The sequence below is a fragment of the Acidovorax sp. GW101-11A03 genome (assembly GCF_059424825.1).
On the sequence record NZ_JBWKZU010000057.1, the window covers coordinates 16884 to 32413 of the forward strand.

General features: G+C 66.7%; 15 protein-coding genes. 12 read left to right on the plus strand and 3 right to left on the minus strand.

The window, feature by feature from the left end:
* Positions 1-14 precede the first annotated feature (14 nt).
* Genes AC07Z7_RS19930 through AC07Z7_RS19950 form a run of 5 tightly spaced genes read left to right on the plus strand, consistent with a single transcriptional unit; the run spans position 15 to position 4906 of the window.
* Positions 15-1382 (plus strand): ABC transporter substrate-binding protein, encoded by a 1368-nt coding sequence (locus AC07Z7_RS19930; protein ID WP_494767405.1) that lies wholly within the window; start codon positions 15-17, stop codon positions 1380-1382.
* Positions 1383-1387: 5 nt separating this feature from the next.
* Positions 1388-2164 carry an ABC transporter ATP-binding protein gene (locus AC07Z7_RS19935; protein WP_494767406.1) on the plus strand — a complete coding sequence of 259 codons (777 nt, stop codon included), beginning with the start codon at positions 1388-1390 and terminating at the stop codon, positions 2162-2164.
* Positions 2161-2922, plus strand: coding sequence for an ABC transporter ATP-binding protein (locus tag AC07Z7_RS19940; protein ID WP_494767407.1), 762 nt, complete (start codon positions 2161-2163; stop codon positions 2920-2922). Before AC07Z7_RS19935 ends, AC07Z7_RS19940 begins: the two co-directional genes overlap by 4 nt.
* Positions 2919-3818, plus strand: a complete 900-nt coding sequence (locus AC07Z7_RS19945; protein WP_494767408.1) for a branched-chain amino acid ABC transporter permease — start codon at positions 2919-2921, stop codon at positions 3816-3818. Before AC07Z7_RS19940 ends, AC07Z7_RS19945 begins: the two co-directional genes overlap by 4 nt.
* Positions 3815-4906 (plus strand): branched-chain amino acid ABC transporter permease, encoded by a 1092-nt coding sequence (locus AC07Z7_RS19950; protein WP_494767409.1) that lies wholly within the window; start codon positions 3815-3817, stop codon positions 4904-4906. Before AC07Z7_RS19945 ends, AC07Z7_RS19950 begins: the two co-directional genes overlap by 4 nt.
* 33 nt (positions 4907-4939) lie before the next feature.
* On the opposite strand, the gene AC07Z7_RS19955 is transcribed toward AC07Z7_RS19950, so the two are convergent.
* Positions 4940-5836, minus strand: a complete 897-nt coding sequence (locus AC07Z7_RS19955) for a LysR family transcriptional regulator (protein WP_252658903.1) — start codon at positions 5834-5836, stop codon at positions 4940-4942.
* 99 nt (positions 5837-5935) lie between these two features.
* On the opposite strand from AC07Z7_RS19955, the gene AC07Z7_RS19960 reads away from it, so the two are divergent.
* The 7 genes from AC07Z7_RS19960 (at position 5936) to AC07Z7_RS19990 (ending at position 11948) form a co-directional block, all read left to right on the plus strand.
* Positions 5936-6637: a class I SAM-dependent methyltransferase gene (locus tag AC07Z7_RS19960; RefSeq protein ID WP_494767410.1), complete on the plus strand. Its 702-nt coding sequence runs from the start codon at positions 5936-5938 to the stop codon at positions 6635-6637.
* A gap of 125 nt (positions 6638-6762) precedes the next feature.
* A complete protein-coding gene (locus AC07Z7_RS19965) occupies positions 6763-7368 on the plus strand; it encodes a hypothetical protein (RefSeq protein WP_494767411.1) in 606 nt (201 codons plus the stop codon).
* A gap of 23 nt (positions 7369-7391) precedes the next feature.
* Positions 7392-7829, plus strand: coding sequence for a hypothetical protein (locus AC07Z7_RS19970; RefSeq protein WP_494767412.1), 438 nt, complete (start codon positions 7392-7394; stop codon positions 7827-7829).
* A 35-nt stretch (positions 7830-7864) separates the two neighbouring features.
* Positions 7865-8281 carry a DUF2141 domain-containing protein gene (locus AC07Z7_RS19975; protein ID WP_494767413.1) on the plus strand — a complete coding sequence of 139 codons (417 nt, stop codon included), beginning with the start codon at positions 7865-7867 and terminating at the stop codon, positions 8279-8281.
* Positions 8282-8300: 19 nt separating this feature from the next.
* Positions 8301-9827: a carotenoid oxygenase family protein gene (locus AC07Z7_RS19980; RefSeq protein ID WP_494767414.1), complete on the plus strand. Its 1527-nt coding sequence runs from the start codon at positions 8301-8303 to the stop codon at positions 9825-9827.
* Between the two features lie 103 nt (positions 9828-9930).
* Entirely contained in the window at positions 9931-10815 is an 885-nt protein-coding gene (locus AC07Z7_RS19985; protein ID WP_494767415.1) for an alpha/beta fold hydrolase, read from the plus strand.
* 248 nt (positions 10816-11063) lie between these two features.
* A complete protein-coding gene (locus AC07Z7_RS19990) occupies positions 11064-11948 on the plus strand; it encodes an alpha/beta hydrolase (protein WP_494767416.1) in 885 nt (294 codons plus the stop codon).
* Positions 11949-12014: 66 nt separating this feature from the next.
* On the opposite strand, the gene AC07Z7_RS19995 is transcribed toward AC07Z7_RS19990, so the two are convergent.
* Together AC07Z7_RS19995 and AC07Z7_RS20000 are read right to left on the minus strand one after the other, a co-directional pair.
* On the minus strand, positions 12015-13364 hold the full coding sequence (locus tag AC07Z7_RS19995; protein WP_494767417.1) for an ImmA/IrrE family metallo-endopeptidase: 1350 nt from the start codon (positions 13362-13364) through the stop codon (positions 12015-12017).
* 284 nt (positions 13365-13648) lie between these two features.
* On the minus strand, positions 13649-15530 hold a 1882-nt coding region (locus AC07Z7_RS20000; RefSeq protein ID WP_494767418.1), incomplete at its 5' end, for a Lon protease family protein.

Sequence of the window (15530 nt, forward strand, 5' to 3'; positions counted from 1 at the left end):
TTGAAGGAATCTCCATGAAAAACGTACTTCCTCCCACCGTGACCGCTACACAGGTCGAGCTGACCGACCAGGCCATCCATGCAGCACAGGCCGCATCCCCCACCCTCTCGCGCCGTGGGCTGATCGCCGCTGCAGGCGCTGGCGGCCTGGCGCTGGGCGCCGGCCCGCTGTGGGCGCAGGCGGCCAGCGCTGCGCCCGTGCTCAAGGTGGGCTTCATCAGCCCGCGCACCGGCCCGCTGGGCGCCCTGGGTGAGACCGACACCTTCATCCTGGCCCAGGTGCGCAAGACGCTGGCTGCGGGCCTGACCATTGGTGGCGTGAAGTACGCGGTGGAGATCCTGGACCGCGACACGCAGTCCGACCCGGCCCGCGCCAGCCAGTTGGCCAAGGCGCTGATCAACACCGACAAGATCGACCTCATGCTCACCACCACCACACCCGAAACGGTGAACCCGGTGTCGGATGCGTGCGAGGCGGCAGGCGTGCCCTGCCTGTCCACCGTGATGCCGTGGGAGGCCTGGTACTTTGGCCGGGGCGCCAAGCCCGGCGCGCCGTCGCCTTTCAAGTGGACGTACCACTTCTCGTTTGGCGGCGGCAGCTTCACCACGTCGTACACCTCGCAGTTTGCGGCGTTGCCCACCAACAAGAAGATTGGCGTGCTGTACCCCAACGATGCCGATGGCAATGCCATCCGCGCCACGCTGGCGCCCGAGCTGGCCAAGGCGGGTTTCACCGTGGTGGACGCCGGGCCGTACGAGAACGGCACCACCGACTATTCGGCACAGATTGCCAAGTTCAAGGCCGAGCGCTGCGAGATCTTCAACACCTTCCCCATTCCGCCAGACTTCGCCACCTTTTGGCGGCAGGCAGCGCAGCAGGGCTACACGCGCATGGTGAAGATCGCGCAGATCGCCAAGACGGGCCTCGTGCCCTCGCAGGTCGAAGCACTGGGCCCGCTGGCGATCAACCTGGGTGCAGGGTGCTTCTGGCACAAAACCTTCCCGTATGCATCACCGCTCACGGGGCAGAGCGGCGTGCAGCTGGCCGATGCGTACGAGGCCAGCACCGGCAAGCAGTGGACGCAGATGCTGGGCTCCACCATGTCGCTGTTCGATGCGGGCACCGAGGCGCTCAAGGCCAGCACCAACCCGCGCGACAAGGCGGCGCTGGCCAAGGCCATCAGCACGCTCAAGGCCACCACCATGCAAGGCCCGGTGGACTTTGCCAAGGGGCCTGTGCCCAATGTGTCGGTGACACCGGTGGTGGGCGCGCAGTGGGTCAAGCCCGCAGCGGGCAGCAAGTTCAAGCTCGACCTGCTCGTCACCGAAAACGCCACCGACCGCAACATCCCCGTGGCGGCGGCGCTCAAGTCCTACAGCTGATCTCCATGCGACATCCACAACCCCTTGGGAGCCCGCCAGCGGGCGGGCCACAGCAGCAGCCGTTACTACTGCAGGCGCAGGGCATCGACATGCGATTTGGTGCGCTCAAAGTGCTGGATCAGCTCGATTTTTCGGTGGGCAGTGACGAGGCCGTGGGCATCGTCGGGCCCAACGGTGCGGGCAAGACCACGCTGCTGAACGTGCTGGCCGGAGCGTTTGCGCCAAGCCAGGGTGCCGTCTGGTTCCAGGGTGTGGATGTGAGCGCCCGCAGCGCGGCAGACCGCTGCCGTGCGGGCATCGCACGCACCCACCAGGTGCCCCGTCCGTTTCTGGGCATGACGGTGTTTGAAAACGTGCTCACCGGCGCCACCCACGGCGCAGGCCTGCATGCCCGCGACGCGGGTGACCGGGCCATGGAGTGCCTGCGCCTGTGTGGCATGGAGGCGCTGGCCAACCGCCGTGCCGAAACGCTGGGTCTGCTCGGCCGCAAGCGGCTGGAGCTGGTGCGCGCGCTGGCCACCGGCCCTCAGGTGCTGCTGCTCGACGAGATCGGCGGCGGGCTGACCGATGCCGAGGCGAGTGAACTGGTGGACCTGGTGCGCACCCTTCGCAGCCAGCGCATCGCCATCGTCTGGATCGAACACATGGTGCATGTGCTGCTGCAAGTGGCCACGCGCCTGGTGTGCATGGATGGCGGGCGGGTCATTGCCAGCGGCGACCCGCAGGCCGTGCTGCGCGATGCCACGGTGGTCGAGGCCTATCTGGGCGGGGTGGCAGCATGAGCGTTTTGTTGAGCATTGATGCGCTGAACGCCCACCACGGGCAGCTGCCTGCCGTGCGCAATGTGTCGCTGCAGGTGCACCAGGGCGACATCCTGGCCCTGGTGGGGGCCAACGGTGCGGGCAAGACCACGCTGCTGCGCACGCTGGCCGGCGCCCACCGCGCCAGCAGCGGCACGGTGCGGTGGGACGGTGTGGACATCACCCGTATGCCTGCCAACGAGCGTGTGGCCGAAGGCCTGGCCCTGGTGCCCGAAGGGCGGCGCCTGTTTGCGGGCATGACGGTGCGCGAAAACCTGCTGGTGGCACGCGCAGCCGGGCGGCGGGGGCAGTGGAGTTTTGACACTGTGCTGGACGCCTTCCCACAGCTGGCCCCCAAGCTGAATGCAAAAGCGGGCGAGCTGTCGGGCGGGCAGCAGCAGGCCGTGGCCATTGGCCGCGCGCTCATGACCAACCCGCGCGTGCTGCTGCTTGACGAGGTCTCGCTGGGCCTCTCGCCCCTGGCCGTACAGGGCGTGTACGACGCGTTGCGCGGCGTGGTGGGGCAGGGCACCACGCTGCTGCTGGTCGAGCAGGACCTGCAGCGCGTGCAGGCCGTGGCCAGCCGCATTGCCTGCATGCTCGAAGGCAGCGTGGTGGCCGATGCGCCCGCCAACCAGCTCACCCGCGCGCAGATCACCGCGTTTTACTTTGGCGCGCAGCGGCCCGAGGCCGCCCATGACGTCAGCAACGCCCGCCATGCCTACAAGGAGGCCGCATGAACCTGCTGAATCAAATTATCCAAGGGCTGCTGCTCGGCGGTTACTACGCCTTGCTGGCCTGCGGGCTGTCGTTCATGTTCGGGGTGATGCGCATCATCAACCTGGCCCACGGCAGCCTGACCGTGGTGGCCGCCTACCTGCTGTGGCTGCTGGCCGAGCCGCTGGGCTGGCACCCGCTGCTGGCCCTGCTGGCGGTAGTGCCTGCCATGGCACTGCTGGGCTGGCTGCTGCACCAGCTGGTGCTGGAGCGCAGCGCGCGCTTGGGCGCCCTGGTGCCCCTGCTGGCCACGTTTGGCCTGGCCAGCGTGATCGACAACCTGTTGTTCCAGCACTTCGGTGCCGACACGCGGTCGCTGGCCACGTCCATCGGCACGCTGGCCTACGACAGCTGGGAACTGCCCGGTGGCCTCTACGTGGGGCAGCTGCCCACCCTGGTGCTGGTGCTGGCGGTGCTGCTGCTGGGCGGGCTGCACGCCATGCTGGCGCACACGGCGCTGGGGCGGCAGATCCGCGCGGCATCCGAAGACGCCGACACCGCGCGCCTGGTGGGCGTGCGCACCGGTACGGTGTTTGCGGCGGCCTCGGCCATTACCATGGTCACCGTCACGCTGGCTGGAGCCTCGCTGGCCCTGCGCGCCACATTTGATCCGTTCTCGGGCCCGCAGCAGCTGATCTTTGCGTTTGAGGCCGTCATCATCGGCGGTGCCGGTTCGCTGTGGGGCACCTTGCTGGGCGGCGTGGTGCTGGGCGTGGCGCAGAACCTGGGGGCGCAGGTGCATCCCCAGGGTTTTCTGATCGCCGGGCACGCCACCTTTTTGGTCATCCTGCTGGCCCGGCTCTACGCGAGCGACGCGCTGCGCAGGTTCTTCTCTTCCCGCCGCAGGGCCGCGCCATGACTGCTCCCATCACTTCTGCACCTTTCGTACCCACGGGTGCATCCCCCTGGGTCATCGAACGCTGGACGCGCGCGTCCATCGCCTTCGCCAGCGCCACCGTCCTGCTGCTGGCCGCGCTTTGCCTGGGGCCGCTGTGGCTGCAGGCGGGCACGGTAGACCGGCTCACCACGCTGTTCATCTACGTCATCCTGGCCGTGATGTGGAACGCCCTGGCGGGCTACGCGGGGCTGGTGTCGATTGGCCACCAGGCGTTCTTCGGGCTCGGCGCTTACGCCATGGTGCGGCTGGCCGATGCGGGCCTGGGGCCGTACCCTGCGCTGCTGGTGGGTGCCATGCTGGTGGCCGTGGTGGCAGTGCCGCTGGCCGTGTTCATGCTGCGGCTGCAGGGCGGCGAATTTGCCATCGGCATGTGGGTGGTGGCCGCGCTGGCGCACCTGTGTGTCAACCTGGACACCCTGGTGCAGGGCGAGACCGGCACCTCGATGATTGCGCTGCAGCAGTACGCCGCCGACGACCGCCGCGCCTACACCTACTGGGCGGCCCTGGCTGCCATGGCCGGGCTGTGCTGGGGGGTGTTCTGGCTCTTGCGCAGCAAGGTGGGCACGGCCGCGCAGGCCATCCGCGACAACGAGACAGCAGCCATCTCGCTCGGGGTGCGTGTGGTGGCCATCAAGCGGCTGGTGTTTGTGCTGTCGGCCTTTGGCTGCGCAATCGCTGGCGGGCTGTGGCTGGCCACGTCCATCAGCTTTCAGCCCAAGACCTATTTCAGCGTGCAGTGGACGGCCTACATGATCTTCATGGTGTTGGTGGGGGGCATAGGCACCATGGAAGGCCCCATCCTCGGCGCGCTGCTTTTCTTTGCGGTAGAGACGCTGTGGGGCGGGCAGGGCGTGCTCTACCTCATCGGCCTGGGCGCCATTGCCATGCTGTTCGCGCTGTTCCTGCCCAAAGGCATCTGGGGGGCGGTGCAGCAGCGCTGGGATGTGCACCTGCTGTCTGCGGGGTACCAAGTGCGCTCGCGCGCGCCGCACAAGGGCGATGCGGGTCGGGCCGCCGCAGGCGCGGGTACGGGTGAGGGGCACACATAGCCACCGGCCGCTGAGCTTTGGCCCGTGCCGCGCTCAGCGCTCGTCCTGCGACTCCCCGTTGGAAAACCCCTCCACCAGCGCCTCAAACACCACCCGGATCCGCCGCGAGGTGCGCAGCTCGCGGTGCGACACCAGCCAGATCGGAAATCGCACCGGCGGCACATCGTCCAGCACGCGGACGACGCCCGGGGTGTGGCTAGCGATGTTGTCCATCATGGCCCCGATGCCCATGCCCTGGCACACCAGCGCCCAGTGGGCCACGGTGTGGTCGGAGTAGCAGCTGAAGTTGTCTTCGCTCAGATGCAGGCCGTACTGGCGCAGGTACGCCAGATATCGCCCGGCGCGGTCCGAGCCCACAAACGGCACCCGGGTCGCGTCCTGCGCGGTGCGCGGGTGGCCGTGGGTCTTCACCCAGCCTTCGGATGCATAGAAGTGGGCGGTGGCCTCGCCGATCAGGCGGGCGATCAGGTCGGGTTGCTCGGGCTTGACGTGGCGGATGGCAATGTCGGCCTCGCGGCGCAGCAGGTCGCTCAGCGCGTTGGACGAGATCACTTCAACAGCAATGCCCGGCTCCTGGGCGCGCAGCCGCTGCACGATGGGCGGCAGCAGGTAGGCGGCCACGGCGTCGGTGGCGGACACCGACACCACACCGCCCACTGCCTCAGACCGGCCCGTGGCCGCCAGGCCCAGGGCCTCGGCGGCGGCGCCCATGGCACGCGCGTGTTCCAGCAGGTCGAGCCCGGTGGGGGTGAGCACCATGGCCTTGCCCACACGCTCGAACAGGGTCACGCCCATGTGCTGTTCGATGGCGGCCACCTGGCGACTCAGCGTGGGCTGGGTCAGGCCCAGTTTGCGGGCGGCTGCCGATAGCGATCCGGTTTCTGCGGTCTCAAGAAACGCTTTGAGCTGGTTCCAGTCGAGGTTGTCCATGCGTAAATGTATATGTTCACTGCAAGAAAGGCCGTTCCCTGCGGTGTTTTGCATGGATAGCATTCCGGTATCGCTCAACGCCCGATGCCCCACCCGCCCATGCCAACGCCTTCCATTGCCCCGGCCCTCCATGCCACGCCACACGCGGAGGCGGGTGCATCCTCATTTGCCCGCAAGGCCCGCTTCTGGGACCGCATAGCGCCCAAATACGCTGCCGAGCCGATTGCCGACATGGCGGGCTACGAGGCCACGCTGCAGCGCGTGCAGGCGCTGCTGCCTCCCGCAGCGGATGTGCTGGAGGTCGGTTGTGGCACCGGCAGCACGGCCATGCGGCTGGCGCCTTTCACGGGGCGCATGCTGGCCACCGATGTCGCGCCGGGGATGATTGCCATCGCCCGGGAACGGCTGGCCGCCCAGCCCGTGCCGCAGCTGGGCTTTGCACTGGCCGACGCCGACGCACCCGGGCAGGGGCAGGGTGCCTACGACGTGGTGCTGGCCTTCAGCATGCTGCACCTGGTGGAAGACCTGGACCATGCGCTCAAGCTGCTGGTGCAGGCCCTGCGGCCCGGCGGTTTGCTGATCTCCAAGACGCCGTGCATCAACGAGATGAACCCGCTCATCCCCCGTCTGGCGCTGCCCCTGATGCAGGCCATTGGCAAGGCGCCGCAGGTGCTGTGTTTCGACGCGCAGCAGCTGCAGGCAGCCCTGGTGCGGCAAGGGCTGGAGATTGTCTCCGTCGAACGCCATGGCACCCGGGGCAAGGACATCCGGGTCTTCATCGTGGCCCGCAAGCCGGGCTGACCTCCCGCACTTTCTAGACAGACCGTGACCACGGCCGGGCCCGAAGGGCTGGGCCGGTGGCGGGCTGCTGCGCGCCTGTTTCTCTTCTTTCTCCTTCATTCCCCCCATCCACCAAGGAGCCGTGTATGACTGCGTTGTGCCCATTGCCTCCTTCGCTGCCTTCGTTGCCCCGTGCAGCCGTGGTGCCTGCAGCCCTCATCACCTTGGCCCTGGGGCTCACCCTGCCTCTGGGGGCGTGCAGCGGGCGCAGCGGTGGTGACGGCGACGTGGCTGTGTCCGATGGGGGATGGGGCGGGGGCTCAGCAGGCATGGCGCCAACGACTGCCATCAGCGCGCTGGAAGGCGACTGGGTGCAGAAGGGCTGCGCCACGGTGGGGGCGCAGTCGTTCAAAAAGACGCTGCGGGCACGCACCACCGGGCAGGCCACGCTCGACTACTACGAAGGCGTTTTGGTCTTTGCGGGCAACGACTGTGCGGGCGCCTCCCAACTGGTGGGCCCGAGCAAGCTGGGGGTGATGCGCTTTGCCCGGTCTGACGCCAGCCCGGCGCTGGCCGCCCGTTGGGGCGAGCTGCACACCATCACGGGTACGCGCTCCGGCGCCATCTGGGCCCTGCCGTTTGCCCGCCAGCTGTGCCTGCTGGGCGATGAGATACCCAGCAGCAAGCCATCGCTTTCGGCCGTGGCCGCGAGCGTGGCGAACCTTCCCGCAGACAACTGCTTTGTTCGATGAAACCCATGACACCAAGGAACCCCATGAAGTCTTCTACACGCCCTGCGCTTTTGTGGGCCGCCCCGGCCATTGCGGCATTGGCCCTGCTCAGCGGCTGCGCGTCCACCCTTGACCAGCGGGGCCTGGAGCAGCGCACGGCGCAGGCCATCGGGCGGTCCGTGGGCCAGTTCTCCATCACCGACCGCGAAGAGGAAACCGGTGGCCGCATCAACTACACCGTCAACACCCTGGACGGCATGGCCTACCGCTGCTACCTGTACGGCGCCACGGGCTTCCAGAAGGCCATGAGCTTTGGGCAGACGCCGCACTCCGACGCCATCTGCACCGCCATGGCAGCCAGCAAAAGCGGCAGCAGCAGCCCTGCGGCCGCAGCACCCGCAGCAGCCACTGCACCTGCAGCCCGTGGCCGCAGTGCCAGCCCCGAGTGCAACGCCTTGCTGAAAGCGGCCGGGCGGTGCTGAAGCGCGGCCTGCCCAACGCTGCACGGAGCACCCCCATGAAGTCGATCCCCACCACCTTGTTGATGGCTGCGGCCTGGCTGCCCCTGGCGGCCAGCGCGGCCGACCTGCGGGTTGCTGTGACCGACGGCCCCGCTGCGCCAGCCACGCTCTACCTGGCCGTGTTCGACTCGGCCGATGCGTTTGCCAGCAACAAGGCCGTGGTCTCGCAGAAGATTGAACTGCGCGACGGTGCCGCGCAACTGGTGTTCAGCGGCTTGCCCGCCGGGCGCTATGTGGTCAAGTCGTTTGCCGACGAAAACGGCAACGCCAAGCTGGACACCAACCTGCTGGGCCTGCCCACAGAGCGGTATGGCTTCTCCAACGACGCCCGGGGCCGCATGGGCCCGCCCAGTTTTGATGCTGCCGCCGTGCCGCTGGATGCCGACAACAGCATCACCATCCGTCTGCGCTAGTCCTTTTTGAGGCGTCTTCATGTCCATCCATCGCCGTGATCTGGTGCTGCGGCTCATGGCCGCTGGCGGCGGCCCCTTGCTTGCGTCCCTGGCATCCCAGGTGCCCCATGCGGCGCACGCACAAGCGTCGTCCCCCAGCTGGCACGCTCAATTCGAAGCGTCCCAGGCGCAGTGGAAGCCTGCGTTTGCCACTGCGGCGGCAGACATTCCTCTGACCGCCGCCTCGGTGCGCGGGCGCTTCCCGTATGCCGTGGCGGGCACGTTGTACCGCGTGGGCCCGGCGGGCCACGACCTGGGTGGAGAGCGTTACCAGCACTGGTTTGACGGCGACGGGATGGCCCACCGTTTTGTGATCGGCGGCAACACGGTGCACCACCAGGGCCGCTATGTGGCCACCGCCAAGCGGCTGGCTGAAGTGCAGGCGGGTCGCAGGCTGACCGAAGGCTTTGGCACCGTGTTCCCGGGCCGCGAGCCACCCAGCTCGCCCGACAGCATGAACGCCGCCAACATCAGCATGCTGCCCGTGGGCGGCGACATTCTAGCGCTGTGGGAGGGCGGCTCGGCCACGCGCCTGGACCCCCTCACGCTGGAGACCCGGGGCCTCAAGACCTGGCGCGCAGACCTGGCAGGCGTGCCCTTCTCGGCCCACCCCCGGGTGGAGCCCGACGGAACGATCTGGAACTTTGGCGTGGATGCCCACCACGGCCTGTTGCTGCTGTATGAAATCGCCCCCGCAGGGGCGCTGCGGCGCGCCGATGCGTTCCCGCTCAGCCACATGCCCATGGTGCACGACTTTGCGGTCACGGCCGGGCACCTCGTCTTTCTGCTGCCCCCGCTGGTGTACGACGCCCAGCGCCGCATGGCCGGGGCGAGCGTGCTGGACGCGCACCAATGGCGCCCCGAGCTGGGCATGCGCGTGCTGGCGGTCAACAAGCAGGACTGGAAGCGGCAGCAGATGTTCCACCTGCCTGCGGGCTTTCTGTTCCACCTGGGCAATGCCTGGGAGGAGCAAGCCGCCAGCGGCACGGTGATTCACCTCGACTACGCGCGCGCCACCGACGCATCCAGCGTCCTCACCGACACGCGCGAGGTGATGCGCGCCCGGCTCGCAGGCTCGGCAGGCCCGGTGCTGACGGTGGCCCGCCTGGACTTGCGCACCGGCCAGGCCACGCAGGCCAGCCTGGGTGTGGAGGCGGAGTTTCCGCGCATCGACCCCCGGCGGGTGGGGCAGCGGCACCGCCAGGTCGTCCATGCCACCGGCACGCAGGGCGGCCTGCCGCTGTGGGGCGCCATTGCCTCCACCAACGTAGAGACCGGTGCGTCGCAGCGCTACCGCTACGGCCCCCACACCATCGTGGAAGAACATGTCTGGGTGCCCGACGAGCGCGGCCCCGGCTGGGTGCTGGGCACCGCGCTGGACTACGCCCGCAAGCAAACCCTGCTGTCGTGTTTTGCCGCCGACGCGCTGACCGACGGCCCCGTGGCGCAGGCCACGTTGCCGTATGCACTGCCGCTGGGGCTGCACGGCGTGTTTGTGGCGGCGTGATGCGGCCGATGCGCCCTCGTGGCCTGCCCCCGGCAGGTTTTCAAAGGCCCTGGCTTGCACCCGCAAGCGCGGCGGCTTCACTCAACAGAATGGTCGAAGCGAAATGAACAGATGGCGGTTGGCGGGCTTGTGGTTGTCCGTGTGTCTGGCGGGCTGCGCCACGGTCCCGGGCGTGGTCACCGACACGGCGGGCGGGCGCACGGTGGAACACGCCCTGGCAGGGCAGGGCGCACCGGTGGTGGTGTTCGAAAACGGGCTGGGGGCAAGCCTCGATTGGTGGGCCAAGGTCTGGCCCGGCACCGTGCAGCAGACCACCGCGCTGGCCTACAACCGCGCAGGCTACGGCCACAGCGAGGCATCGCCAGGCCCCCGCGACGGCGCCCATGTGGTGGAAGAACTGCGGGCGCTGCTCCATGCCCGCAAGCTGCCGCCACCCTACGTGCTGGTGGGCCATTCGCTGGGTGGCTTGTACATGCAGCTGTTTGCGCGCCAATACCCCGGCGAGGTGGCGGCGCTGGTGCTGGTGGACTCCACCCACCCCGAGCAGATGCGAGGGGCTGGCAACCCAGACCTGTGGCCCACCTGGCTCAAAGTGGCCTTCCGCCTGGGCACCACTGACGTGGTCAAGCAGGAGCTGGCAGCGCTGGATGCCACCGGGCAACTTGTTGCCAGCCTGCCGGTGGACCCCGCCGTGCCCGTGTTTGTGCTCAGCGCGCTGCAAACCCCGGGGGCTTCGTCTGCGCTGGCCGAAGATGTGCGCCAAAAACGCGCCGATTTCGCCCACCTCTACCCCGGTGCCACCCAGGTGTGGGTGGACAGCGGGCACGGCATCCCCCTGGAGAAGCCCGAGGTGGTGGTGCAGGCGATTCGCGATGCAGTGCAGGCAGCCCGCGCGGCTCAAGCGTCCCGCGCTGCGCCGCCGGGGTGTGCACCTGCGGCTGGCGGGCTGCCGGGTGCGTGCGCGCAGGGCGTGCAATCTGGTGGATAGCTTGTTTGCTATAAGTTGGATAGCTAACAATGAATACAGACGGGCGGAGAGCGCCATTTTGATTCAAGAAAAAAGCCCCGTGCGTTGCCCCAGCCGGTAGGTAAGGCCCACGCAGGCGGGGGCGGGCCATGGGTTGCCGCTGGTCCCAAAACGCGTGTTGCCGAGTTGGACTGCGGGAAGCTCTGGAGGCCACACCCATGGCAATTTCATCGTGGCGCGCTGGCCGGACCCCATGCCAGAATGAAACGATGAGCACCACCACCTCCTCCTTCCAGTCCAACGCAGACGGCACCCAGGTCACCACCTACACCTGGGCCGAAACCCCGGGCCAACCTGTGGGCGTCGTTCAAATCTCCCACGGCCTTGCCGAGCATGGCGAGCGCTACGACCGCTTTGCGCGTGCCCTGAACGCCGCAGGCTTCATCGTCCACGCCGTGGACCATCGCGGCCACGGGCGCACGGCAGGTGGCAAGCTGGGTGACTTTGGCAGCGCAGGCTTCGGCGGCCTCATTGCCGATGTGGCCCAGTTCGGCGCACTGCTGCGCGCGCAGCATGGGCCGCAACTACCCGTGTTCCTGTTCGGCCACTCCATGGGTTCCTTCGCAGCGCAGGCGGCCATCGTGGACCACTCGGCCACCTGGTCCGGCGTCATCCTGTCAGGCTCCACCGCCCTCGACCTGTTCGCCGCCGCCATGGCCAACGCCCCCGCCGATGCGCCCGCCGGGCTCGCAGCATTCAACGCAGGCTTCGAGCACCGCACCGGCTACGAATGGCTGTCGCGCGATGCTGCTGAGGTCGATGCCTACGTGGCCGACCCGTGGTGCGGTTGGGACGTGCCGCCCGACGTGATCCCCTCACTCTTTGCCCCCGCGCCCCGCCTGGCCGACCCCGCGCAACTCGCACGCATCCGCAGCGACCTGCCCATCCTCATCGCATCCGGCGACGCAGACCCGCTGGCCGCAGGCGGGGTCTTATTGGAGCAACTGGGGCAGCGGTATCGGGACGCAGGTGTGGCCGATGTCACGGTCAAGCTGTACCCGGTGGCGCGGCATGAGATCTTGAATGAGACGAATCGGGATGAGGTGACGGGGGATGTTGTGGCGTGGCTGAGCGCTCGTGTCGGCGCGGCTTAGGCGATGTCAACAGTGTGCGGTCGGACCGCGACTGCTTGTTTCAGCCTAACGCCCGAGCGGCAAGCCTCACTGATCGGCAAGGTCAAACAGGTGATCTAGCGCAGCTATTCGCAGCACACCAGGCTTTGGATACCGTGCGTCCTTCAGCAGGTTCAAGCCAGCAAGACGTATCGCAACCGCCGCTTTTGAAACTCCGAAAAGTTTCGTTAGCTGGCTTGTGATGGCATGGTAGTTGTCGAGGTTGCACTGTTGCGCGTCAACGAACAGTGGTCCAAAGCCTTTGTCGTGAAGGCCGCGTATACGCAGTTCATCGGCAAAAGCAGTTACGAAGGGCTCGCGCGGCATGAGGAGGCAGGAGGCGAAATAGTTGGCTTGGTACTCCATCCTCTTGAGCGCGGTGCCATCGTCATGAATGCTCTCCAAGCCGTCGTTGTCCGCTTGGTCGCGCCACTCAGCCTTCAGGAATTTATCGTGTCCGAGCAATAGGTGTCCGAGCTCGTGGGCAAGGGTGAACCGATCTCTACCAGAGGATGAGTCCCCTGTCTCGAACAACACGATTGACAACGGATCAAACGTAATGCGCCCAAGTGGGCGTTGTTCAGCTTCTGTAGTAGTGACCCTGGTGCGTTGTAGATTCAGCCCTTTAGTTTTCGGGTGCCTAGCGCAGAGCAAGTCAAGGTCTACGTAGCTGCAATCGATACTCGCGAGCTCGAGCGCCTCCTGCGCGCGTCGCTCAATGTTGTGTATTTCGATGAAAGGGACGCCCTTGGGTCGATGCGGTCGAGGATGATGCATCTTCCGTATCGGGTGGTCTTTCTCAAGGCCGTCAACGAGAAGGTCCTCGAAAAATGTCCCGAGAGAGTTCGTACTTTTGTTGGGTGACTGCAAGTAGAACTCGAAGACGGAACTCTTATAGTCCGGCCGTGTCAGCCCCGTATAGACCTCGGCATCGTCGATAGCGGAATTGCCGAAGTAGCTTGCAGAGGCTGATCGCTGCAGTTCCCACTTCAGTTCTTCCGCCTTGAAGTAACGGGCAACGCCCATACGCTTCGATCTGCAATAGGCCAGCGCACCTGACTGGAGCGCTGCCGTGGAAATAAATATTGCCTTGGTGTTCGATGGGCCGACTTGTTCGACCTTAGCGAAGAACTCTTCAACATCACTAGCTGGGACTGGCTCTGCGTAGTTCTTGCATTCGATGATCACGAGCATCGAATACTCGGCTGCACCAGGGAAGCTGATTTCGATGGAAACATCGAAAATGATCTCGCTCTCGCGGTCCTTTGAGTAGTAGCCCTTGCGATGGAAGATCCGGCAGCATTCTTTGGTCGCGAAGAAGCGATTGGCCTCGATCTGCGTTTTGAACAGATTGAAGATCGCTAGCTCCAGCTCATCGCCTTTCTTGGTCGTGCTCATGAGTCATCAATAGATTGATTCTTAGTTCCTGGACAACCAGAATGGTCAACTGCGGTCAAAGCGCTTTTTGACTCAGGCAGGACTGCTTGCATTGAGTCTATGTTCGCCCAATTTCACGGGCAAGGATGCACTAAGTTTCTCGGAGTCGACAAAGGAGAAGGCTGCAATTAGCCGCTTATATCAGCTTGCCCGAGACAGAAGACTGCCCCATATTTGCATTCAATTACCTGTAAGCGTTGCAAAGGAAAGCCAACCCTGAGCACACGTGAACCAATGCAATACAGCTACCTCCGTCGCCCCCTCCGCGCACCCCCCGCCACCTGACAAGCACGCCGATACGCCCGCAGCGTCACCTCCGCCCGTTGCATCACCGTATCCTCTACTGTGGCCGCGCCTCCAGCCAGTTCATCCGCCTGCGCCTGCAGCAACTCCGCCGGGCTCATTCCCGACGCCTCGCCCGTCAGCAACGCAATTCCCTCGCTCACGTGCCCCATGGTGTAGACATGGAACAGCCCGCGTTCCACCGCGTCCAGCAGGCTGCGGTCCAGCATCAGGTGGCGCTGATTGCGGGCGGGGATCAGCACGCCCTGCGTGCCGTCCAGCCCGGCGGTGCTGCAGGCGCGGAACCAGCCTTCGATCTTTTCGTTGATGCCGCCCACGGGCAGCACTTCGCCGTGCTGGTTCAATGCGCCGGTCACGGCAATGCCCTGGCGCAGGGGCAGGCCTGACAGGCTGGACAGCAGCGCATACAGCTCGGCGCACGAGGCGGAGTCGCCTTCCACGCCGCTGTATTCCTGCTCGAACACGATGGACGCATTCAGCGCCAGGGGCGCCACGTGGCTGAACAGTGCGGTGAGGTAGCTGTGCAGGATGAGCACGCCCTTGTCGTGGATGGGGCCGGACATATCGACCTCGCGCTCGATGTTGAGCAGGCCCTCTTGCCCGGCAAAGGTGCGCGCGGTGATGCGCACGGGGAAGCCGAAGCGGTAGTCGCCCAGGTCGATCTGCGTCATGGCGTTGATCTGGCCGGTGATGGAGCCTGCCATCGAGATCAGGCGCTCGCCCTCGGTGATGGAGTCGTGCAGCTCTTCTTCGGGCTGGTTGTGGCGCTGGGTGCGGGCGGCCAGGGCGGCCAACACGTCGGCGGCTTGCACCAGGGTGCCGCCGCGCGCCTTGCACAGGGCGGCGCTTTCGATGGCCAGCGCTTCGGTGTGCGCAAAGCGTGCGCTCTGGCGGCGCTGGTCGTCGGCCTCGCGGTGGGTTTGCTCCAGCAGCAGGGCCACGGCGTCGGGGCCAAAGTGGGGCAGGCCACGCTTTTTGCAGACGTGGGCCACCAGGATGGCGGTGGCGTGGTGGGTGGCGGGGGTGGCGGCAAAGTGGTCTGAAAAGTCCACCTTCACGCGAAAGCGGCGTGCGGCGTCGGGGTCGGCGTCTTGCAGTGCGTAGTACTCGTCCACCGATCCGATCAGCACGATCTTTACGTCCACGTCCACCGGCTCGGGCTGCAGCGCCACGGCGCCGCCGGGGGCATGGGCGGGGCCGCCGCCGCCTTCCTCGATCTGCAGGCGGCCGCAGCGGAGAAAGCGGCGCAGGCGCTGCCACAGGCCTTCTTCAGCGGCCAGGTCGTGCAGGTGCAGCAGGATGAAGCCGCCATGCGCCTTGAGCAGGCTGCCCGCGTGGATGCTGGTGTGGTCGGGGTGCACGGTGTCGGCATCCGAGCCGTGCTCGATGCTGCCAAACAGTGTGCGCTGGGTGGGGTTGTCTTCCACCACCACGGGGGCGGCGGTGCGGCCGTGGTTGTCTACCACCAGGTTCACCTGGCAGCGGGCCAGCAGGTCGTCGAGCGCGTCCTTGCGGTCGTCTTCGGCATCGGTGCCCTGGTCGCCACCGCGTTCGGCGTCCAGGGGCTCGAACAGGTCGATGTCGCCCAGCACCGCCTGCTCCACCTGGTCGAGCCAGTGGGTGAGCTTGACGGTGTCCTTGATCTGCTTGCGCAGGCCCTGGCGAATGTCGTGCAGGGCGTGTTCCACCAGGGGCTTGATGGTCTGGCGGCGCAGGGCGGCCAGGGCGTCGTCGCGGGCGCGCTCCAGCGGGCGGACGGCTTCGAGAAAGCGGGCGATCTCGGTGCGCAGTTGATGTTCGGCGGCGTCGATCTCTGCGCGGCGC

Coding starts and splice junctions, on each gene's coding strand:
- AC07Z7_RS19930 (WP_494767405.1), top strand. CDS start 15: ATGAAAAACGTACTTCCTCCCACCGTGACCGCTACACAGGTCGAGCTG.
- AC07Z7_RS19935 (WP_494767406.1), top strand. CDS start 1,388: ATGCGACATCCACAACCCCTTGGGAGCCCGCCAGCGGGCGGGCCACAG.
- AC07Z7_RS19940 (WP_494767407.1), top strand. CDS start 2,161: ATGAGCGTTTTGTTGAGCATTGATGCGCTGAACGCCCACCACGGGCAG.
- AC07Z7_RS19945 (WP_494767408.1), top strand. CDS start 2,919: ATGAACCTGCTGAATCAAATTATCCAAGGGCTGCTGCTCGGCGGTTAC.
- AC07Z7_RS19950 (WP_494767409.1), top strand. CDS start 3,815: ATGACTGCTCCCATCACTTCTGCACCTTTCGTACCCACGGGTGCATCC.
- AC07Z7_RS19955 (WP_252658903.1), bottom strand. CDS start 5,836: ATGGACAACCTCGACTGGAACCAGCTCAAAGCGTTTCTTGAGACCGCA.
- AC07Z7_RS19960 (WP_494767410.1), top strand. CDS start 5,936: ATGCCAACGCCTTCCATTGCCCCGGCCCTCCATGCCACGCCACACGCG.
- AC07Z7_RS19965 (WP_494767411.1), top strand. CDS start 6,763: ATGACTGCGTTGTGCCCATTGCCTCCTTCGCTGCCTTCGTTGCCCCGT.
- AC07Z7_RS19970 (WP_494767412.1), top strand. CDS start 7,392: ATGAAGTCTTCTACACGCCCTGCGCTTTTGTGGGCCGCCCCGGCCATT.
- AC07Z7_RS19975 (WP_494767413.1), top strand. CDS start 7,865: ATGAAGTCGATCCCCACCACCTTGTTGATGGCTGCGGCCTGGCTGCCC.
- AC07Z7_RS19980 (WP_494767414.1), top strand. CDS start 8,301: ATGTCCATCCATCGCCGTGATCTGGTGCTGCGGCTCATGGCCGCTGGC.
- AC07Z7_RS19985 (WP_494767415.1), top strand. CDS start 9,931: ATGAACAGATGGCGGTTGGCGGGCTTGTGGTTGTCCGTGTGTCTGGCG.
- AC07Z7_RS19990 (WP_494767416.1), top strand. CDS start 11,064: ATGAGCACCACCACCTCCTCCTTCCAGTCCAACGCAGACGGCACCCAG.
- AC07Z7_RS19995 (WP_494767417.1), bottom strand. CDS start 13,364: ATGAGCACGACCAAGAAAGGCGATGAGCTGGAGCTAGCGATCTTCAAT.